Raw genomic sequence first — 20,836 nt, forward strand, 5'->3', positions numbered from 1 at the left:
GTTAATGTTGTAATGATGTTAGGTTGCATAAAGCGATAGAAAAACCGGATAATAAGCAATTATTCGTTGCATAAATCGGACTAATCATGGATCGCATTACCGCCGCTGAGGTTTTTGTCACCATCGTCGATCGCGGCAGCATGATCGCCGCCGCGGAAACGCTGGAGATGTCGCGCGCGATGGTGACGCGCTACCTGGCGCAGATGGAGCAATGGGCCGGGGCGCGTTTACTGCACCGCACTACCCGTAAGCTTAGTCTGACCGACGCCGGGGAGCGTACTCTGGAACGTTGCCGGCAAATGCTGGCGCTGGCGGGGGAGATCGATCTGGTGGAGGAAGGGCAGAGCGACGAGCTGCGCGGCCTGCTGCGCATTACCTGTTCGCAGTCGCTCGGGCAAACGGCGCTGGTGGGGGCCGTCGCTCAGTATCTGAAGCGTCACCCGCAGGTGGCGGTCGATCTGCAGATGAACAACCGGGCGGTGAACCTGGTGGAGGAGCGCATCGATCTGGCGCTGCGCATCACCAACGAACTGGATCCCAACCTGATCGCCCGGCCGCTGTCCACCTGCGCATCGGTGGTGTGCGCCGCGCCGGCATATCTGGCGGCGCACGGCACCCCGCGCCAGCCGCAGGATCTGGCGTTGCACAACTGCCTGACCTACTCCTATTTCGGCAAAAGCCTGTGGCACTTCGATGCTCAGGGCGTGAAATCGGCGGTGGCGGTCAGCGGCAACCTGAGCGCCAACGAATCGGTGGTGCTGATGGCCGGCACGGTGCAGGGGGCGGGCATTTCCATGCAACCCTATTATTCGGCGGCGCCGCTGCTGGCCAGCGGCGAACTGGTTGAGTTGCTGCCGGGTTATCGGCCGCAGTCGATGGGCATCTACGGCATCTACACCTCGCGCCGCCAGATGCCCGCCACCTTGCGCACCATGCTGGACTTTCTGGTGGAGTGGTTCGCCACCGATCCGCAGTGGCAGGCGACGCTGCGCTGATACTTCGGCAATATTCCCACGCCGCTTTCAGCGCCTGACGGCGGCGGCCAGCCGGGCGGCAAAGGCGGCGGCCTGCTGATGAAGGTGGTCGATAAAGGCGGTGACCAGCGCCGATGAAGGGCGGTGCAGCGGCCGGATCAGGCTGACGGTGAACGGCACGTCGATGCTGAACGGCCGCACGTGCACACCGTTGCCGGCATAGTCGAGCGCCGTCAGCGGGTTGACGATCGACACCCCCACGCCGGCCCTCACCATGGCGCACACCGACGCCGCGCTGTGCGTTTCCATCACCATGCGGCGCTCGACGCCCTGTTCGCCGAACAGCGCATCCAGCAGGTGGCGATAGCTGTCGGTGCTCGACAGGCTGATAAAGTTCTGCCCGGCGAAGTCCTGCGGCGTCAGCCGATCTTTCACCAGCAGCGGGTGGCCCGTCGGCAGCACGCAGACTTCGTTCAACGTCATCAACGTCACCCGCTCGGTGCCCGCCGGCGTCAGGGTGGTTTCCGTCAGCCCGAGATCGTGACGCTGGGCAGACAGCCACTCTTCCAGCAGCGGCGACTCTTGCGGGATCACGCTGAAGCTGACTTCCGGGTAACGTTCGATAAAGGGCCGACACACCGCCGGCAGCAGCGATTGAGAAAATACCGGCAGGCACACGATCGACAGCTGCGCCTGCTGAAACTGGCGAATGCCGGCGGCGGCGTTGACGATGCGATCGAGGCCGTAATAGGAGCGCTGCACTTCTTCGAACAACCGTAGGCCCTGCACCGTGGGGGACAAGCGACCGCGCACCCGGTCGAACAGCTGCAGCCGGATCAGCTTCTCAAAGCGCGCCAGCTCACGGCTGACGGTCGGTTGCGAGGTTTGCAACAGGGCTGCCGCCTCGGTCAGGTTGCCGGTGGTCATCACCGCCCGAAAGATTTCGATCTGCCGCAAAGAGATGCTGTGCATGGCGAGGCTGCTCGACTATAGAGAAAGTCATATCATAAATGAATAGACTACGGCTAAATAGATATTTTTCACCCGATTCAGCGTGCGGCACTATGGCTCTATCTGCCGTCATTTTCGAATTGGGAATATCGCCATGCCTCGCCCGTTGCACGACACCTCCACCGCGTTGAATGCCGCTAACCTGCTGGCCTTGCCGCCGCGTTTCGGTTGCCCGGTCTGGGCCTATGATGCGGACATCATCAGCCAGCGCATCGCTCAGCTGCGCCACTTCGACACCATTCGTTTCGCACAGAAGGCCTGTTCGAACATTCATATTTTGCGCTTGATGCGTGAGCAGGGCGTGAAGGTGGATTCGGTGTCGCTGGGCGAGATTGAGCGGGCACTGCGGGCCGGTTTTCAGCCGGGCGGCGAACCGAGCGAGATCGTGTTTACTGCGGACGTGTTGGATCACGCCACGCTGGCGCGCGTCAGCGAATTGAAGATTCCGGTCAACGCCGGTTCCATCGACATGCTGGATCAGCTCGGCCAGGTTTCCGCAGGGCACCCGGTGTGGCTGCGCATTAACCCGGGGTTTGGCCACGGCCATAGCCAGAAAACCAACACCGGCGGCGAGAACAGCAAGCACGGTATCTGGTATGCCGACCTGCCGCAGGCGGTGGAGAAGATCCGCCGCTACGGCCTGAAGCTGATCGGCGTGCACATGCACATCGGTTCTGGCGTCGATTACCAGCACCTGGAGCGGGTCTGCGATGCGATGGTGCAGCAGGTGATCGATCTCGGTCATGACATCAGCGCCATTTCCGCCGGCGGCGGCCTGTCTATCCCGTATCAGTATGGCGAAGAGGCGATCGATACCGAACACTATTTCGGTTTGTGGAACCGGGCGCGTGAACGCATCGCCGCGCATCTGGGGCATCCGGTGCAGCTGGAGATTGAACCCGGGCGTTTCCTGATGGCGGAAGCGGGCGTCTTGGTGGCCGAGGTGCGGGCGGTGAAAGACATGGGCAGCCGCCACTTCGTGCTGGTGGACGCCGGTTTTAACGATCTGATGCGCCCGGCAATGTACGGCAGCTATCACCATATTTCACTGTTGCCGGCCGATGGGCGCGCTACCTCGGGGCAACCGCTGCGCGAAACGGTGATCGCCGGGCCGCTGTGCGAATCCGGCGACGTCTTCACCCAGCAGGCGGGCGGCGGCGTGGAAACCCGCGAACTGCCGCCGGTCCAGATCGGCGATTATCTGGTGTTTCACGACACCGGTGCCTACGGCGCGTCGATGTCCTCCAACTACAACAGCCGCCCGCTGTTGCCTGAAGTGCTGTTCGAAAACGGCGAGCCGCGTTTGATCCGCCGCCGCCAAACCATCGAAGAACTGATCGCGCTGGAACTTATCTGATCAGCGGGCGGGCGCCTGGCGCCCGCTTCACAGCGTCATGCGGCGGTGCTGGCCATTGGGCAATTGCACATCCAGCGACAGCGTGCCGCCCATCGCCTCGATATAGCGTTTGAGCGACGACAGCTTTATTTCGCTGCCGCGCTTTTCCAAATTGGCGACGGAGGGTTGGCTGATACCGAGCCGCTTCGCCAATTCAACCTGAGAGACCGCCAGCTCTTCCCTCAGCATTGCCAGCCGCAGCTCGAAAATTTCCTTGTCCGCTTTTTGCCTGGCTGCGGCAACGACGGCGGGATCGAGTTTATCGATCAGTTGGGATAAAGGTTTGGCCATCTGCACTACCTCCGGGTTGCCAGATAATGTGAAAACTCCATGGCGGCGATGGGCAACATGCGCTGGTAAAAGCGTTGGTCGCCAGTTTTATCGCCGCCGCACAGCAATACCGCTTGCCGCTGTGGGTCAAAGGCGAAAAACACTCTGAAAGGGCGCCCGCGATGTTGAACGCGCAGCTCCTTCAACTGCCGGGCCGCGTCGGAAAAATGCAGCGTATCGGCGTGCGGCCGCGCCAACTGCGGGCCGAACGTCTGTAATTTGAAGATCGCCGCCAGGATGCTGGTTTGCTGGGCGTTGTTCAGCGCTAAAAACCAGTCGTCGAACCGTTCGACGGTCACCACTTGCCACATGATACGCTCAGAATATAGCTTTTATGCTATATAGTGTAAAGATTATTGTTCGAACAATATGCACGAACGCAGGGAGCGGAAAAAATCCAAAAGCGGGAAATGCGGCGGGCTACGCAATATGAACGCATGGGTGACTGCTCACCCATGCAGCGATGTCATTACGGCTGTTCGTGCGCGTTGTTGAGGGTGGCGACCGAGTGGCGGCGCACCAGCGTCGGGCTGAACATGTTGGTGATTTCCGGCAGCGGTTGCCGGTTGGCCAGCGCCAGGGCCAGCTCTGCCGCCTGGGTGGCCATCGCGACGATAGGGTAGCGAATGGTGGTCAGGCGTGGGCGCAGGTAGCGCGAAATCAACACGTCGTCGAAACCGATCAGCGAAATTTCCCCCGGTACGTCGACGCTGTTATCGCTCAACACCGACAGCGCGCCGGCGGCCATCGGATCGTTATAGCAGGTAATGGCGGAGAACGAACGGCCGCGGCCGAGCAACTCGGTCATCGCCTGTTCGCCGCCGATCTCGTCCGGTTCGCCATAGGCGATCAGCTTTTCATCCACCGCGATACCGTGTTCCCGCAGCGCGTCGAGATAGCCCTGCAGCCGGTCGGTGGCGTCGGAAATCTGGTGAGTGGAGCAGATGATGGCGATGCGCTGGTGCCCTTGCTGGATCAGATGACGGGTCGCCAACCAGGCGCCGTAGCGATCGTCGAGCGCCACGCAGCGTGTTTCGAAGCCCGGCAGCGTGCGGTTGATCAGCACCATGCCCGGGATCTGTTGCATCCAGCCGCAAAGTTCCTGATCGCTCAGCCTTTTGGCGTGCACCACCAGCGCTTCGCAGCGGTGCCGCACCAGCTGTTCAATCGCCTGGCGCTCTTTTTCGGCGTCGTGGTAACCGTTGCCAATCAGCAGAAAATTGTGGGTGGCATAGGCCACCTGCTCGACCGCTTTGACCATTGCGCCGAAGAAGGGATCGGAAACGTCGGAGACGATCAGGCCCAGCGTCTCGGTGGATTGCTGCGCCAGCGCCCGTGCGTTGGCGTTAGGGTGATACTGCAGTTGTTCCATGGCGGCCAGCACCGCGGTGCGCGACCCTTCGCTGGCCTTGGGGGAATTGTTTATCACGCGGGATACCGTGGCCACGGAAACACCCGCCAGCCTGGCAACATCCTTTATCGTAGCCATATCAGTCAACACATCCTGGGTAATCGCTTACATCCCCCAGTTTTGCGGAAAAAAACCGGGGCTGCAAGCGGTCTCGTGCGCAACTTGTGGCGGCCGTTGCAGAATCTCTTCGAGTCTGTACGCATAACCATCGACGACCGAACGATAGCGCAATTTGTACGTTGGCACTGGCGCCGGGCTGAGGTAACGTCTGTGCATTCCGATTTGCGCCGAGAATGCCATGTCCATTAAACGCTATCCGCAGCTCGCCCATTGGGGCGCTTATACCGCCGTGGTTGAAGACGGTCGGCTTATCCGTTGTGAACCCTTCGTCGACGATCCCGACCCTTCGCCGCTGCTCGATTCCATCGTCCCGATGGTCTACTCCGACAAACGCATTCGCAAACCGGCGGTGCGCCGCTCGTGGCTGCAAAAGCGCGAGGGCAGCGACCGTACGCTGCGCGGCAGGGAAGATTTCGTCGAGGTGGGCTGGGAGTTAGCGCTCGATTTGGTGGCGGAAGAGAATCGCCGGGTGCGCGATCGCTACGGCGCCTCCGGGCTGTTCACCGGTTCTTATGGCTGGTCGTCGGCCGGGCGGCTGCACCATGCACGCTCGCTGGTGCGGCGGTTCTACTTCGGCGGCGGCGGCGGGGTCGATCAGCAGGGCAACTACAGCTGGGGCGCGGCGCAGTTCTTTCTGCCGTATGTGATCGGCACTTTCTCGCCCTTGACCGGGCGCGTCACCAGTTGGCCGAGCGTGGTGGAGCATTGCGAGTTGTTTGTGGCGTTTGGCGGGCTGGCGCTGAAAAACGCTCAGGTTTCTTCCGGCGGCGCGGCGGAACATGCGCTCAAACCCTGGCTGCAAAAGCTGGCGCATAAGGGCACGCCGGTGATCAACATTAGCCCGATGCGCGACGACTGCCCCGCGTTCGTTAACGCGGAATGGATCCCGATCCGGCCGAATACCGACGTGGCGCTGATGCTGGCGCTGGCTTATGAAATCCAGCGGCTGGGCGCGCAGGATGAAGCCTTCCTGCACAGCCACTGCGTGGGCTATCAACAGCTGGCGGATTACCTGAACGGCGCCGGTGACGGCGTGGCGAAAACCCCCGACTGGGCCAGCGCCATTACCGGCATTCCGGCGGCGCGTATTGCGCTGCTGGCGCGGCAACTGATCGGCGTGCGCAGTTTCATCACCTGCTCCTACTCCGTGCAACGCGCACATCGGGGGGAACAACCGTACTGGATGATGATCGCGCTGTCGGCGATGCTGGGCCAGGTGGGGCTGCCGGGCGGCGGCTTCTCGTTCGGCCACGGCTCGATGAACGGCGTCGGCAACCCGCGCGTGGATACCCCCGCGCCGACCATGCCGGTAGGAGAAAACCCGGCCGGGCTGGCGATCCCGGTGGCGCGCATCTGCGACATGCTGTTGCACCCCGGCGAAGCCTATCAATTTTGCGGCGAGACGCGGCATTATCCGGATATCCATTTGGTGCACTGGGCCGGCGGCAACCCGTTCCATCATCATCAGCAGTTGAATCGGCTGGTGGAGGGGTGGCAGAAGCCGGACACGGTGATCGTTCAAGATATCTGGTGGACGGCGGCGGCCAAAATGGCGGACATCGTGCTGCCGGTCACCAGTTCGCTGGAGCGTAACGACATCGGCGGCTCGTCGCGCGATCGCTACGTGTTGGCGATGCATCAGGCCATTGCGCCGCAGCATCAGGCGCGCAACGATTTCGATATTTTCGCCGATCTGGCGGAGCGCCTCGGCTATCGTGAGCGCTTTACCGAGAATCGCGACGAGCGGGCCTGGATCGAAGCTATCTACCGGCAATGCGGCGCAGCGCAGCAGCGCGCCGGCGTCGCCTGGCCCGAGTTTGAGGATTTCTGGCGCCGGGGCTATGTCGAACTGCCCGCGCCGGCCAAAGAGTTCGTCTTTTTTGAGGCGTTCCGCGCCGATCCGCAGGCTAACCCGCTGCAAACGTCCAGCGGCAAGATAGAGCTGTTCAGCGAGCGGATCGCCGGCTATCGCTACGAAGATTTCGCGCCGCATCCGCAGTGGCGGCCGCCGGTGGAGTGGCTGGGCGCGCCGCAGGCCAAAAACTGGCCGCTGCACCTGATCTCCATTCAACCGAGCGATCGCCTGCATAGCCAGATGGATCCGGCGCCGCTGGCGCAGGGCAACAAGACTGCCGGGCGCGAAACCTTGTACATGCATCCGGACGATGCGGCGCCGCGCGGCGTGGCGGACGGCGCCGAAGTGCTGGTTAGCAACGCACGCGGCAGCTGTCTGGCGGGGGTATCGCTCACCGATGGCGTGACGCGCGGCGTGGTGCTGATGGCGACCGGTGCCTGGTTCGAGCCGAGTTACGACGCGCAGCGCCGGCCGGTCGAGCAGGCGGGCAACCCGAACGTGCTGACGCTCGATATCGGCACCTCGCCGCTGACGCAGGGGCCGAACGCCATGAGCTGTCTGGTGGAGGTCAGCGCATTCACCGAACGTCGGGATCAAGATAGTTAGCGCTGACCAGCAATTGGGTCGACAGCGGGATGTTATCGCGTTGCTGTTGACGCAGTTGTGTCGCGGCCGCGGCGAAACTGGAGACTGTTAATGACAGTGTGAAGTGTTGCCCAACCTCGTTATCCGGTACAAGGATGTGTAATGCTTCCCGATCGACGGATAAACGATAGTTGGGTAGATGTCTTTGGCGTGGTTGCCCGGGGGCGAGTGAAAAGGAAAGGGCCTCACCATCATCGTTGCGTAATTCATCAACCGTGAGGCTGAGATAGCTAGAAGCATCGGTTGCGCCGCCTCCTTCTGCCAGGTTTCTATTCTCCCGCAGAGTGAACCCCTGCAACTGCACTGGCTCATCGCAAGTCAACCGATACTGCAATGGGGCGCTGTGCAGCAGAGTGGATTGCTGAGACAGTGTCCCAATATTGTGCTCCCCCAGATAAATGCTGTTTTGTGTGGTCGTTAGCGTGCAGTTAGCGTTAGCCCCAAAACTGATGGCTATGGCTGCCAACCCATAATAAATCACTTTCATGTGTTCTCCTGATATCGATGACCGTTTAGCGACACACGGCTTCGGAGTGGCTGATGCCGGCACGATTGCGGGAAGAGGTGTCTGCAGCAATTGCGAAATAACATGCCTGTCCCGACGAGTTTTTCATGCTGAAGCGTTGTGAAGACGCCTCGTTCTTCGCGTGGTGCGCTTTCTGATGTTCAATGAAGGCTGCGCCCTGATCATTGGTAAAAGCGACCACTCGTTGTTGTTCATCCAAAATCATGCTGCCGATAGCGGGTTTTGTGCCGTCTGCATAGCTAATCTGGACAATGGCCCGCAATGTATTAATGGCACCGATATTGATACGTTTAACGCTGCCACGAGCCAGATTGATCTTGCGCACGCCGTTATCGATATCGGCGCCGGGGGGTAAGGTGCTGGTGTCTACGTTAATCAGACTTGGTTGATACTCACGCAGCCTTGGGATGACCGCCTTACCTTGCTTGCCATAGGTTTTCACCTTTCCGCCTGGCGTAGACACGCTGATTCCGGCGAGGCCCGGTATCGTCAAGACGCCGAAGGTATCGCCGATTTTCTGTGGTGAGAGCGTTAGCCCGCTGCTGTCTGCCACCAGGGAGCCAGAGGCACTGTAGTAAAATGCCTGCTGATTTTCTGACAGATGGCTATAGCTGCCGGAAAGCGTTGTGAACGGACTCAAATAGTTCACATTGCCTGAGTAGGTGCCGTTGTTGGATTGGGTGCCCTGTGTTGCATTGAGTCCATAAGCCAGATCGCCATTCAACGCTTGGCCGGAAAGCGAATTGCTGATGCTACGATGTCTTCCGTTGCTTATCATATTGGCGCTATAACGTCGGTTTTTTCCCAGAGGCAATGAAAGGGTGGCGAACACCCTGGTATCGTTATCGCGAACCTCGCGGCTGCGCTCTTTTTCCAGGCTAACGCCAACGGTGGCTGCGCCAAATTGACGGTTCCAGAAGGCGTAGACTCGTTGATTTTGTTGCTTATCTCCCCCTTCAGCGCGTGTAACGCCTAAAGATAGATTTCCAATGTATTTATGGTGCCAGCCTAGGCCCAGGCTGTAGCTTTGACGTTGGTGTGAAGATGATGCACCGTACGATACAGGCCAATAAGTTCCTTCGCCGTCATCTTTACGTGGAGAACGAAGCTGTGTGGGCGAACGGTATCGCTCTGACTGGATGCTGTAACCGGCGTTCAGCTTAAGGTTTTTTATCAGGGGCAATGCACTATTCAGCTGCAGCTTGGTGCCCTTTCCACTTGGCGACTGCGCCACGTGGCTCAAGGCTGTAAAACGATAATCGCTATTGGCAATGCTATAACCGGCGGCGATGCCGCGATAATCGCGGCTGAGGAAACTTCCCCCTCTCACCTGGTGGTGGTTGAGCCATGGCAAAGAGAATGAGCCAGTGATGAAAGGCATTTCTGTACTTTTTTCCAGGCTGTGAGTGCGCCCGAGAGCAAGGGAGTAACTGCCCTGGCGGGGAGTAGAGCGTCCTGAGGTCGTCAGATAAGGGACGATGAATTGTTTGCGGCTACCGTTACTTTCCGTGACGGTGACGGACAAATCGACTGCGTCGAACTGCGCAGGGATATCGGTCAGGCGGAAAGTGCCCGGCTGCACCTGCGTAGCGTAAACTAATCTGCCATTCTGAAAAATCTCAACCTTGGCTTGGCTCTCGGCGATACCTTCGACTACCGGCACATCACTGCGTTGACTCAATGACAACGACGAGTCAGGCAGCCATTGCAGGCCATCTAAGGTAATGCCGCTGTAAAGCGAATCTGATAACGTCGCTCGTCCCAAACGCATCATGGCGTCGTGATCCGTCAATGTCCGCTGCAGATAACTATTATAAGGCGTGTACCCCTGATGTCGTTCTGACTTGTTATAGGTGCCATTATGGCGAAACAGCCAATTATTGCTGTTAAAGCCGGTTTCCAACGCCGCGTAATCACTGCTGTGATTTTGGCTGTCGAATCGGCTCGCGGTATAATTCAGCATCAGGGCATGGCCGCCAAATTCATAGTCCGCCGGTTGTCGACGGATATAGCGCTCGGGCAACAGCAAAATCAATTGATTATTACCGGTTTCATTGTCGATGCGGCTGCCTTGATAACATTGGCTCATCAGCATATCTGCCTGAGTGTTGAGCTTGCAGGGGTATAACCCTAGGCTTTCTACGAGTTCAGCGTCGTATTGCCATTCGCCTTGTTTGTCTATGTTGACTTCATGTCGTCCATGATTTTGTCCGTTGACGTTGATGAATAGCGCTTGTTTTCCTGCGGGGAATTTCGCTCCAGAGGAAAAGTAATCAGCAATCTCACTGGGTAATCCAAGTGCGCGCATCATTTCAATATCGTAGTCAGCCAGGCTGGTCGAGGCATAGCCTATAGGCAGACAAAACGCCAGCAGACGTAGCGGTATATGCAATTTCAAAGGCTGCCTCACTGGATTGGGGCAAGGTTGACCGTGATATCGGGTATGGCGCGCCCCGTGTTACTGATTGGCGTGAAGTGCAAACGGGAGGGGGGGCTGGTAAGCCTATCGCTCTTACGTGTACCGATCGTTTGCCCAGGCAGCAAATAAGGTTGTTCTAAAACAAACTGCTGGTTACTGGGTTGTACGGTGATGGAAGGGGCTAACCTGATAACGTAAGGGCTGAGATTTTTGACTTGTATAGAATGCCCATTTTGTTGCCAATGTAAGGTTTGCCAGGGAGATTTGTTTTCCACCAGCGCGGAGGGTGTGGCGATAGCGACGACCCTATGCCGAGTATTCACCTTAAGCTGGTTGCTTTTTTCTCCCATATCGGGAATTTCCTGGAAATAGATATGGCGCATTTGCTGACGGGTTTTATCAAGTCCCGAGGGATCGGCAAGCATGACGCGTACCAGCTGAGATTTACCCGGATCAATACGCGCGGCAGGCGGAGAAAGAATGAATAAGGGATCTTCTCCTTGCTTGCTTAATGCATTTTTAACAACGGATGAGAATAGCAATACAGGATAATTACCGATATTATCGACTCTTACCGTTGTCTCTCCTTTCTCTTGATTGACCAAAAGGCTTATTTTTTCCAGTTTAATGGTTGCTTGGCCATAAAATGGAGTAAGCAATATAAATATTGCGGTGAGATAATGGATGAGACCTTTCATTTTATTTCCTGAATAGCGGAGAATAACGAACTCTAGTCAAAGGACGTTAAGGTATTTTGCCAAACAAAGAGGCTGAAATAAGTGGGGACAGCGAAGTGTCCCCACCTGGTGATTACAGGTAGTGAACCGAAAGATTCACAGAAGCTTGCAATGCAATGCTGTCTTGCATTTGGATGCTTTTATCATCAATGTAGCTAAGCGGGGTAAGGAATGAACGGTAGTTGAATGTGCCGCTCAGGTTCTGACCGATCGCCATGTTGTCGTAATTAGCATCTGATGTGACCGCAAAGCGATTACCTGAGGCAACAGAGAAAATAGCCTGTTCGTGATCTGCACCGTCAGTTACATTGGTCAAATCAAAAATATCATCGCCTTCAGGAATCAGCGCCGCACGCACGGTTTCACCATCCATAGCGATATCTGACAGTGCAAGGCCCAGCACGGCGATATCTTTATTGCTGGCGTCTTTTGCCAGCGATGCGGTGAAGCTTCTGTCCATATATTGATAATCGGCATCGCCGCTGGCGCTGGTAACTTCAATGCCCATGCTGGTCGGTGCCGTGCAGTTTACGGTGAACGGGATGCTGCCCATGCCGTTGCCTTCCAACTGGACAGGATTTACTTTATCAAAAGCTTCGCTGGAATGGCGGCCAAGATCAATGCTATTGGTGTTGGCAGCAATACTGCAGCTGGTGTTATTGTAAATTTCTCCGGAGAAATCTACAGACGTACTGGCTGTTTTTGCGGCCAGTACGCTCGTGCACGACAGAGGTAGTAGGGCTAAAAATAAATATTTCTTCATTCAGGTTTCCTTCTGAGAATATGCCACTAAATAAATAAAAGTCGTATTGCTTGAAAATATAAAGCAAGGATGTCGCAATTTTTTACTAGCGATTCAATGCAGGGTTATTTTATTTTTCAATCTCAATTCTTGCAATATTCTGCTAAAAATTTACATCAAAATAGATTTATATTCTGATTGGTTGGTTTTTATTATTCAATTTTAATTATTAATTCTGTTTGGTTGTTGGTGCATAGGTTTTATTGCTTGCGGTTTTTTTAATTATTAATAATTAATTATCCTCGGCGCGCACTTTTGCCGTGAGATCACGATAACAGCAAGGTCTGGAGGTGGCTCTGTTGTTAGCTGGCGCTTTTTGACTTTGTCTTTTTATTGTTACCGTGCTTGAAAAGCAAGAAAACGCATTGCATACGTTGATCAAAATGACACGTTGGATAGCACGTCTAACTTGGCTCTTGCGTTTGAGAATAGTTTTCGTAATTGATTTCTTTAGCGTGGATGATACAAGAGGGATTAAAGGATCTGCTTCAGTCTCGATTAGGCCGAACCCTCATGTGCTGCACTTACCTGCATATGCGCATGGTCTTTTTGCTCCCCTCACTCGCTTCCTGCGGATGACGCATCATTATTGATCTTTCCGTCGTGAGGATTATTTAAGTTTCATTGAGTTATTACAATAGAACGCGGGAAATTTACAGCTGGTTGCATTTGGAGCAGAACTCTTGCGATTCGGCGGTAGTTTCCTGCACGACATCTCTCTAGAGTAGGTGATCCCAGAGGTATTGATTGGTGAGAAATCAGCATACTCTGTATGTTGAAGCCATTTTCAATTGCACCAACCTACGCGGATGCGTAGGTTTTTTTTTGCCTGCCATATAGTATTCTTTTCCCTACAACGATTTACGCCTCCATGGCCAAGGGAGAAGGGCATGATCTTTTCACTGCTGCGCGCGCTGTTTCGCCTGTTGTTTCGGGTTCGGGTCGAAGGGGACGTCCAGCACTTCGAACGGCAAAAATTACTGATTACGCCGAACCACGTCTCTTTCCTCGACGGCGTGCTGTTGGCGCTATTCCTGCCGATAAAACCGGTGTTTGCGGTTTACGCCAGCATCGGCGAGAGCTGGTTTATGCGCTGGCTGCGGCCTTACATCGATTTTGTCTCGCTCGATCCTACCAAGCCGATGGCCATCAAGCAGCTGGTGCGGATGGTCGAACAGGGACGGCCGATCGTTGTGTTCCCTGAAGGGCGCATCACCGTGACCGGCGCGCTGATGAAAATCTACGACGGCGCGGCGTTTATCGCCGCTAAATCGGGCGCCACCGTGGTGCCGGTGCGGATCGACGGCCCCGAATTCAGCCCGTTCGGCCGTATGGCTGGGGTGTTCAAGATCCGCTGGTTCCCGCAAATCAACATTCACATCTTGCCGCCGACCACGCTGCCGATGCCGGAGGCGCCGCGTGCGCGCGATCGCCGGGCGTTGGCGGGCGATCGGCTGATGCAGATTATGATGCGGGCGCGGATGGACACGCGCGAACCGCAGACGCTGTTCCATGCCTTGCTGGCGGCGCAGCACCGCTATGGGCGCCGAAAACCGTGTATCGAAGACATCGCTTTCAAAGAAGACAGCTACCAGACGCTGATCAAAAAATCGCTGGGTGTCAGCCGCATTCTGCAACGCTTTACCGCCGAAGGGGAACACGTCGGGCTGCTGTTGCCGAACGCCACTATCACCGCGGCGGCGATCTTCGGCGCTTCGCTGCGCAATCGCATTCCGGCGATGCTCAACTACACCGCCGGCGCCAAGGGCCTGAACAGCGCGATGACGGCCGCCGGCATCAAGACCATCGTCACCTCGCGCCAGTTTCTGGAGAAGGGCAAGCTGACCCACCTGCCGGAACAGGTGCCGCAGGCTAACTGGGTATATCTGGAAGATCTGAAAGACACCGTCACGCTGGCGGATAAGCTGTGGATCCTGCGTCACTTGCTGCAGCCGCAACGCGCGGCGTTGCCGCAACGCCCGGAGGACGCGGCGCTGATCCTGTTCACGTCTGGATCTGAAGGCCACCCCAAGGGCGTGGTGCATTCGCACGCCAGTCTGCTGGCCAACGTAGAACAAATCCGCACCATCGCCGATTTCACGCCGCGCGACCGCTTCATGTCGTCGCTGCCGCTGTTCCACTCGTTCGGCCTGACGGTGGGGCTGCTGACGCCGCTGATCACCGGCAGCCGCATTTTCCTCTACCCCAGCCCGCTGCACTATCGCGTGGTGCCGGAGCTGGTGTATGACCGTAACTGCACGGTGCTGTTCGGCACGGCGACCTTCCTTAACAACTATGCGCGCTTCGCGCATCCGTATGATTTTGCCCGCCTGCGCTATGTCGTGGCCGGCGCGGAGAAACTGGCGGACAGCACCAAACAGATCTATCAGGACAAATACGGCATCCGCATTCTGGAAGGCTATGGCGTGACCGAGTGCGCGCCGGTGGTCTCGATCAATGTGCCGCTGGCGACCAAGGTGGGCACCGTCGGCCGCATCATGCCGCAGATGGAAGCGCGCCTGATCGCGATGCCGGGTATTGATAACGGCGGCCGTCTGCAGCTGAGGGGGCCGAATATCATGAAAGGCTATTTGCGGGTTGAGCGCCCCGGCGAACTGGAGCCGCCGGCGGCGGAAGATGCGAATGGTGTACTGCAGCCGGGCTGGTATGACACCGGTGATATCGTCAGCCTGGATGAGCAGGGTTACTGCACCATTCGCGGCCGCGTGAAACGCTTCGCCAAGCTGGCGGGTGAGATGGTGTCGCTGGAGAGCGTCGAACTGCTGGCGCAACGGCTGTCGCCGGAAAAACTGCATGCCGCCACGGTCAAAGGCGACAGCAGCAAGGGGGAGGCGTTGGTGCTGTTCACCACCGATCCCGCTATTACCCGCGAGGCATTGCTGCGGGTGGCGCGCGAACTGGGCAGCCCGGAGCTGGCGGTGCCGCGCGATATTCGCCTGCTGAAAACGCTGCCGGTGCTCGGCAGCGGCAAACCCGATTTCGTCACCCTGCGTCATATGGCCGAACAGCCGGAGAGTGCCTGATGAATCCTTCGACCGAGTCCCCTTTGTTGTCACGCGGCATGATCGCGGTGATCAGCGCACAGTTCCTCTCGGCGTTCGGCGACAATGCGTTGCTGTTCGCCACGCTGGCGTTGATCAAGCAGCAGCTGTATCCAGACTGGAGCCAGCCGATCCTGCAGATGGCCTTTGTCGCCACCTATATCATTCTGGCTCCATTCGTCGGGCAGATCGCCGACAGCTTTGCCAAAGGGCGGGTGATGATGTTCGCCAACGCCCTAAAATTGGCGGGAGCGTTGGTGATCTGTTTTGGGGGGAACCCGTTCCTGGGTTACAGCCTGGTCGGCGTGGGGGCCGCCGCATATTCACCGGCCAAATACGGCATTCTGGGCGAGATCACCAGCGGCGAGAAACTGGTCAAGGCTAACGGCCTGATCGAGGCCTCGACCATCGCGGCCATTCTGACCGGTTCGGTGGCCGGCGGTATTCTGGCGGACTGGCATTTGGTCGCGGCGCTGGCGGCCTGCGCCTTGGTTTACGCGGGGGCCGTGGTCGCCAACCTGTATATTCCGCGTCTGGCGGCGGCGCGCCCGGGGGCTTCATGGCGGCCGCGGGCCATGACGAACAGTTTCTTTACCGCCTGCGTTACGCTGTGGCGCGATGGGCAGACGCGTTTCTCCCTGATCGGCACCAGCCTGTTTTGGGGGGCCGGCGTGACGCTGCGTTTTCTGCTGGTGCTATGGGTGCCGGTGGCGCTGGGTATCGCCGATAACGCCACGCCGACGCTGCTGAACGCCATGGTGGCCGTCGGCATCGTGGTGGGCGCGGGTGCCGCCGCGCGCTTCGTCACGCTGAAGACGGTGAAACGCTGTATGCCGGCCGGGATCCTGATCGGCGTCGCGGTCGCGGTATTTGCGCTGCAAACGACCATGCTCAATGCCTACGTCTTGCTGGCGATCATCGGCATGCTGGGAGGCTTCTTCGTCGTACCGCTCAATGCGTTGCTGCAGGAGCGGGGCAAACATTCGGTCGGCGCCGGCAATGCGATCGCGGTGCAAAACCTGGGTGAAAACGCCGCCATGTTGCTGATGCTGGGCCTGTATTCTTTGGTCGTGAAGCTGGGCGTGCCGGTAGTGGGCGTCGGCGTAGGGTTTGGCGTGGTGTTTGCGCTGGCGATTTGCGCGTTGTGGTGGTCGCAGCGGCGGTGAAACGGGGCGCAGCCTGGCTGCGCCCTCAGGGTATTAAGGTGCCGGAATGGTAAACCGGGTGTGGATTTCTTCGAGCGCCTGCAGCACGTCCTCATCCAGAATCACGTCGAGGCTGTCGAGGTTGATTTTCAACTGCTCCACCGAGGTGGCGCCCAACAGGGTGCTGGCGACGAACGGCTGTTGACGCACGAAGGCCAGCGCCATCTGCGAAGGGTCCAGCCCGTGTTTTTTGGCCAGCGCCACGTATTCGGCGATCGCCAGCTGGGTTTGCTGCCCTGAATAACGATTGAAGCGGGTGAACAGCGTATTGCGCGCACCGGCCGGTTTAGCGCCGTTGAGGTATTTACCGCTCAGCGTACCGAACGCCAGGCTGGAATAGGCCAGCAGTTCTACCCCTTCGTGCTGGCTGATTTCGGCCAGGCCAATCTCAAAGCTGCGGTTCAGCAGGCTGTACGGGTTTTGGATCGACACGATGCGCGGCAGCTCGTGTTTCTCCGCCAGCTGCAGATAGCGCATCACGCCCCAGGGCGTTTCGTTGGAGACCCCGATATAGCGAATTTTACCGGCGCGCACCTGCTCGGTCAGCGCCTCCAGGGTTTCCAGCAGCGTGACCGTGGCTTTGTCATCGGTATATTGATAGTTGAGTTTGCCAAAGCAGTTGGTGGCGCGCTGCGGCCAGTGCAATTGGTAAAGATCGAGATAATCGGTGTTCAGCCGCTTGAGGCTGGCGTCCAGCGCGGCGCGGATGTTTTTGCGATCGAGCGCCTGCTGCGGGCGGATGCTGCTGTCAGTGCCGCGCACCGGGCCCGAGACTTTGCTGGCCAGGACGATTTTTTCGCGATTGCCGCGCGCTTTGATCCAACTGCCGATATAGCTCTCGGTCAGGCCCTGGGTTTCCGGGCGGGGCGGCACCGGATACAGTTCGGCGGTGTCTATCAGGTTCACGCCTGCGGCCAATGCATAGTCCAGTTGCGCATGGGCGTCGGCTTCGCTGTTCTGTTCGCCAAAGGTCATGGTGCCCAGTCCCAGCACGCTCACTTCTAAAGAACTGTGGGGAATACGGTGGTATTGCATTAACGGCCTTCCTTTCTTGTTAGCGCTGACGGGCCGTGCGGCCCGGTGAAACAGGAGCCCAATTCAGAAGACGGCGCAAAGTCCGTCGGGCGGCGATGTCGCCTTTCCTGACTATAACCAAGCGGTGAAGATGGGGGAAGCGGATTCCGTGCGGACACGAATGAGGGCTACCGCGCTCGAGCGGGCGATAGCCGGCGGGCGGTGATTAGCGTTCGATAACCTGGGAAACCTGATCGCCGTTGATCTGGCGGTGGTTGCCTTTCTCATCTTTATAACTGATGAGTCCGGTGTCTGTGTCGATCTCTGGTTTGCCTTGCGTCAGGATCATGTTGCCGTCTTTGGTCGCCATGACGTAGTCGCTGGAACATCCCGTCAAACCGGCGGCCATCACCAGCGCAGACACTGCCATTACCCACTTTTTCATCCTGCGGATCCTCGATTATGCAGAAAACAATGTTCTTTCAAGATTAGCAAACTCTTGGCCGGGGGCGTCTCAGATAAGTCTTTATCTGATAAGAAAAAGTGAAATGAGGGGGCAACGAAACGGCGGAAGCCGCCTATGGCGGCCTCCGCGTAGGGTTATTCCGGCGAACGGTTTTTCTTGCTGCGCATCAGATTGAGCGCCTCTACCGACATGGAGAAGAACATGGCGAAGTAGATGTAGCCTTTCGGCACGTGCACCTGGAAGCTTTCCAGCATCAGCGTGAAGCCCACCAGGATCAGGAACGCCAGCGCCAGCATTTTTACCGACGGATGGCGATTGACGAATTCGCCGATCGGCCGGGCGGCGAACATCATCACGCCGACGGCGATCACCACCGCCGCCATCATGATGAACAGATGGTCGGAGAGGCCCACGGCGGTAATCACCGAGTCCAGACTGAAGATGATATCCAACAGCATGATTTGCACGATCGCGCCGAAGAAGCTGTGCACCTTGGTGTGGTGCTCTTCTTCCGACCCCTCGATGGTTTCGTGGATCTCTTTGCTGGCTTTCCAGATCAGGAACAATCCCCCCAGCAGCAGGATCAAATCGCGGGCGGAAATAGAGTGATCCAGCACGGTGAACAGCGGGTGCGTCAAGCGGATCACCCAGGCTATGGAGGCCAACAGCGCCAGACGCATAATCATGGCGGCGGCCAGCCCGAGCCGGCGAGCTTTGTTCTGTTGCGCTTTGGGCAGCTTGGCCACCACCAGCGACAGAAAAATGATGTTATCAATACCCAGTACGATCTCAAGAATGGTTAGCGTACCTAACGCTAACCAGGCATTGGGATCCATAATCCATTCGAACATTGCCCGACACACCTTAATACTAAATAAATGCAAAGTGTGAATTATACGCGTTTATCGCGGCGCTGACAGGGTTAGCTAAACCAGAGTTAAACGAAATCGCCTAGATTGAGAAATGTCTTGCCAGCAGCGCGCCGGTAAAACCCTTTTTCAGATAGAAACCGCGCGGCAGCGTCATGATAGGTTGCCCCTGTTCGCCGATGGCTTCGGTGAGCGCCTTGTTGTTGGCCGCTTTGGGGCGCAGTTGCAGCACTTCGCCGTGGCGCGCGGTGATGCGTTCTACGTGACCGAGCACGATCAGATCCATCAGCTCTTCCCAATCGCGGCGCAACCTCTCTTCTTCTGCCGCGCTCGGGCTCCACAGCAGCGGCGAACCGACGCGGCGCTGGGCCAGCGGGATCTGCCGTTCGCCTTCTACCGGTATCCATAACACGCGCGCCAGCTTGTGGCGAACGTGGCTGCTGGCCCAGGTGACGCCGCTGTTGCCGGTGAGCGGGGCGACGCAGACAAAAGTGGTTTCCAGCGGTTTGCCGGCGGCGTCGACAGGAATGGTTTTCAGCTCAATGCCCAGCTCGGGAAAATCCTGTTCCGGTTTGCTGCCGGCCATGGCGCCGAGGTACAGCTCCAGCAGCATGCCCACCCAACCCTTATCGCGTTTCAGATCCTTGGGGATCGGCAATTGCGCACGGGCGGCCAGTTCACCAAAGCTGAAGCCGGCCAGCGCCTGAGCGCGCTCGAACAGCTGCCGTTCATTTTCCGGCGGGGGCGGCAAAGGGGATAAAAATGCCATAAATAAAGCCTGTCGAATTTGGTTGAAAAATGTACTGCAATTATACGCGGCGAGCGATAACCGCTGTCGCCTGGGGAAAAGAATAATAGTAGCATGATTTTACATGACTTTTTTTCTTTCCTTACGTGGTCGACAATACACTCACGGGGCTTGTTCACCTGAAGCCACCGACAATAAACAGGATCTTACACCTATTTATCCACAGATTTATGGGATAACCCAAATTTTTGCCGATCACTGGTTCAATTTACAGCCTTGACTCAGGCGGTTTTTTACGAATTTGTCCGTTTTGTGCGTAACTTGCCCGCATAATCTGTGGATAAAAACGGCGTTGGTGGATCTTTCGCCAGGGTAAGATCCTTACCGTGCATAGATCACATTTTTGACCTGTTCATCATTGCGTGTTGTTGGTTAATCATATGTTTTTAAAGTAAATGTGTGTTTTTCGGTATGAGGGGATATTTGAGGGGGTGAGAGTTTTACCGGCTTATCCCTCGAGTTCTGCACACACCTATCCACAGAAAAAGTGAATAAAACCGGCTTAAAAGGCTGGGGTATGTTTATAACTTTGCCTATATCTGTGAGTTATCCCAATGTTATCCGGCCCGCAGCACCGTAAAGCAGTGGTTTACCGCCTGTAGCTTGTGTGAAACAATCAGGACATCTATGCGAATTTAAGCTTATCGAGGTAGTCCGGTGATCGATGATGATGGCTACCGCCCGAATGTTGGTATCGTAATCTGTAATCGTCAGGGGCAGGTCTTATGGGCCCGCCGTTACGGTCAGCACTCCTGGCAGTTTCCCCAAGGTGGGATTAACCCTGGCGAAACTGCGGAGCAGGCGATGTACCGTGAGCTGTTCGAAGAAGTGGGGCTGAGTAAAAAGGATGTGCGCATCCTGGCTTCGACCCGCAACTGGTTGCGCTATAAATTGCCGAAACGTTTGGTGCGTTGGGACACAAAGCCGGTTTGTATCGGCCAAAAGCAAAAATGGTTTTTGTTGCAGCTACTGTGCAATGACGCTGATATCAACATGCAGCGCAGCAGCACGCCGGAGTTCGACGGTTGGCGCTGGGTGAGCTTCTGGTATCCGGTGCGCCAGGTGGTGTCGTTCAAACGCGACGTCTACCGCCGGGTGATGAAAGAATTCGCCGTGACCGTGATGCCGATGCAAGAGCAGGCGGCGCCGCGGCAGGCCCCCGCTTATCGCCGAAAGAGAGGTTAAG

The 20,836-nt window shown here is 57.3% G+C and carries 18 protein-coding genes; 6 read left to right on the forward strand and 12 right to left on the reverse strand.

Annotation, left to right across the window (positions count from 1 at the left end):
* The first annotated feature begins 86 nt into the window (after positions 1-86).
* Entirely contained in the window at positions 87-995 is a 909-nt protein-coding gene (locus tag QMZ29_RS04365; protein ID WP_049206124.1) for a LysR family transcriptional regulator, read from the forward strand.
* Positions 996-1,022: 27 nt separating this feature from the next.
* Here the strand turns inward: QMZ29_RS04365 and QMZ29_RS04370 are convergent, their stop codons facing one another.
* Entirely contained in the window at positions 1,023-1,946 is a 924-nt protein-coding gene (locus tag QMZ29_RS04370) for a LysR family transcriptional regulator (protein WP_060422988.1), read from the reverse strand.
* A gap of 133 nt (positions 1,947-2,079) precedes the next feature.
* Here QMZ29_RS04370 and lysA point away from each other — a divergent pair, with 133 nt between their 5' ends.
* Positions 2,080-3,342 carry a diaminopimelate decarboxylase gene (gene lysA / locus QMZ29_RS04375; RefSeq protein WP_261426940.1) on the forward strand — a complete coding sequence of 421 codons (1,263 nt, stop codon included), beginning with the start codon at positions 2,080-2,082 and terminating at the stop codon, positions 3,340-3,342.
* Between the two features lie 27 nt (positions 3,343-3,369).
* Here the strand turns inward: lysA and QMZ29_RS04380 are convergent, their stop codons facing one another.
* The 3 genes from QMZ29_RS04380 to galR all read right to left on the reverse strand — a co-directional run bounded on the left by QMZ29_RS04380 (position 3,370) and on the right by galR (position 5,200).
* Positions 3,370-3,672 carry a helix-turn-helix domain-containing protein gene (locus QMZ29_RS04380; protein WP_025304078.1) on the reverse strand — a complete coding sequence of 101 codons (303 nt, stop codon included), beginning with the start codon at positions 3,670-3,672 and terminating at the stop codon, positions 3,370-3,372.
* A 5-nt stretch (positions 3,673-3,677) separates the two neighbouring features.
* Positions 3,678-4,022, reverse strand: coding sequence for a type II toxin-antitoxin system RelE/ParE family toxin (locus QMZ29_RS04385; protein WP_173888469.1), 345 nt, complete (start codon positions 4,020-4,022; stop codon positions 3,678-3,680).
* Positions 4,023-4,180: 158 nt separating this feature from the next.
* Positions 4,181-5,200 (reverse strand): HTH-type transcriptional regulator GalR, encoded by a 1,020-nt coding sequence (galR, locus tag QMZ29_RS04390; protein ID WP_028127674.1) that lies wholly within the window; start codon positions 5,198-5,200, stop codon positions 4,181-4,183.
* Positions 5,201-5,420: 220 nt separating this feature from the next.
* On the opposite strand from galR, the gene QMZ29_RS04395 reads away from it, so the two are divergent.
* Complete coding sequence (locus tag QMZ29_RS04395; RefSeq protein WP_197769884.1) at positions 5,421-7,703, forward strand: molybdopterin guanine dinucleotide-containing S/N-oxide reductase; 2,283 nt, start codon at positions 5,421-5,423, stop codon at positions 7,701-7,703.
* Here the strand turns inward: QMZ29_RS04395 and QMZ29_RS04400 are convergent.
* The 4 genes from QMZ29_RS04400 to QMZ29_RS04415 all read right to left on the reverse strand — a co-directional run bounded on the left by QMZ29_RS04400 (position 7,675) and on the right by QMZ29_RS04415 (position 12,187).
* Positions 7,675-8,229: a hypothetical protein gene (locus tag QMZ29_RS04400; protein WP_197836328.1), complete on the reverse strand. Its 555-nt coding sequence runs from the start codon at positions 8,227-8,229 to the stop codon at positions 7,675-7,677. The two genes, QMZ29_RS04395 and QMZ29_RS04400, sit on opposite strands and share 29 nt — an antisense overlap.
* A 25-nt stretch (positions 8,230-8,254) precedes the next feature.
* Positions 8,255-10,666, reverse strand: a complete 2,412-nt coding sequence (locus QMZ29_RS04405; protein ID WP_261426960.1) for a fimbria/pilus outer membrane usher protein — start codon at positions 10,664-10,666, stop codon at positions 8,255-8,257.
* 8 nt (positions 10,667-10,674) lie between these two features.
* Positions 10,675-11,385: a fimbria/pilus periplasmic chaperone gene (locus tag QMZ29_RS04410; protein WP_025304073.1), complete on the reverse strand. Its 711-nt coding sequence runs from the start codon at positions 11,383-11,385 to the stop codon at positions 10,675-10,677.
* 112 nt (positions 11,386-11,497) lie between these two features.
* Positions 11,498-12,187 (reverse strand): fimbrial protein, encoded by a 690-nt coding sequence (locus tag QMZ29_RS04415; protein WP_141998876.1) that lies wholly within the window; start codon positions 12,185-12,187, stop codon positions 11,498-11,500.
* A 929-nt stretch (positions 12,188-13,116) separates the two neighbouring features.
* Between QMZ29_RS04415 and aas the strand changes: the two genes are divergently transcribed.
* A complete protein-coding gene (gene aas, locus QMZ29_RS04420; protein ID WP_261426963.1) occupies positions 13,117-15,270 on the forward strand; it encodes a bifunctional acyl-ACP--phospholipid O-acyltransferase/long-chain-fatty-acid--ACP ligase in 2,154 nt (717 codons plus the stop codon).
* Positions 15,270-16,454: a lysophospholipid transporter LplT gene (gene lplT, locus QMZ29_RS04425; RefSeq protein ID WP_282981191.1), complete on the forward strand. Its 1,185-nt coding sequence runs from the start codon at positions 15,270-15,272 to the stop codon at positions 16,452-16,454. The genes aas and lplT overlap by 1 nt, the downstream gene beginning before the upstream one ends.
* Before the next feature lie 33 nt (positions 16,455-16,487).
* On the opposite strand, the gene QMZ29_RS04430 is transcribed toward lplT, so the two are convergent.
* The 4 genes from QMZ29_RS04430 to mutH all read right to left on the reverse strand — a co-directional run bounded on the left by QMZ29_RS04430 (position 16,488) and on the right by mutH (position 19,611).
* Positions 16,488-17,528 (reverse strand): NADP(H)-dependent aldo-keto reductase, encoded by a 1,041-nt coding sequence (locus QMZ29_RS04430; protein ID WP_060435062.1) that lies wholly within the window; start codon positions 17,526-17,528, stop codon positions 16,488-16,490.
* A 205-nt stretch (positions 17,529-17,733) separates the two neighbouring features.
* Positions 17,734-17,952, reverse strand: a complete 219-nt coding sequence (locus QMZ29_RS04435) for a YgdI/YgdR family lipoprotein (RefSeq protein WP_049208158.1) — start codon at positions 17,950-17,952, stop codon at positions 17,734-17,736.
* Positions 17,953-18,107: 155 nt separating this feature from the next.
* Entirely contained in the window at positions 18,108-18,824 is a 717-nt protein-coding gene (locus tag QMZ29_RS04440; RefSeq protein ID WP_025304068.1) for a TerC family protein, read from the reverse strand.
* Between the two features lie 100 nt (positions 18,825-18,924).
* Positions 18,925-19,611, reverse strand: a complete 687-nt coding sequence (mutH, locus tag QMZ29_RS04445) for a DNA mismatch repair endonuclease MutH (RefSeq protein WP_025304067.1) — start codon at positions 19,609-19,611, stop codon at positions 18,925-18,927.
* 696 nt (positions 19,612-20,307) lie between these two features.
* Here mutH and rppH point away from each other — a divergent pair.
* Positions 20,308-20,835: an RNA pyrophosphohydrolase gene (rppH, locus tag QMZ29_RS04450; RefSeq protein WP_004931849.1), complete on the forward strand. Its 528-nt coding sequence runs from the start codon at positions 20,308-20,310 to the stop codon at positions 20,833-20,835.
* The last annotated feature ends 1 nt before the right edge of the window (position 20,836 follow it).

The sequence above is a fragment of the Serratia sp. PF-27 genome (assembly GCF_030053255.1).
Classification (GTDB): Bacteria; Pseudomonadota; Gammaproteobacteria; order Enterobacterales; family Enterobacteriaceae; genus Serratia; species Serratia bockelmannii.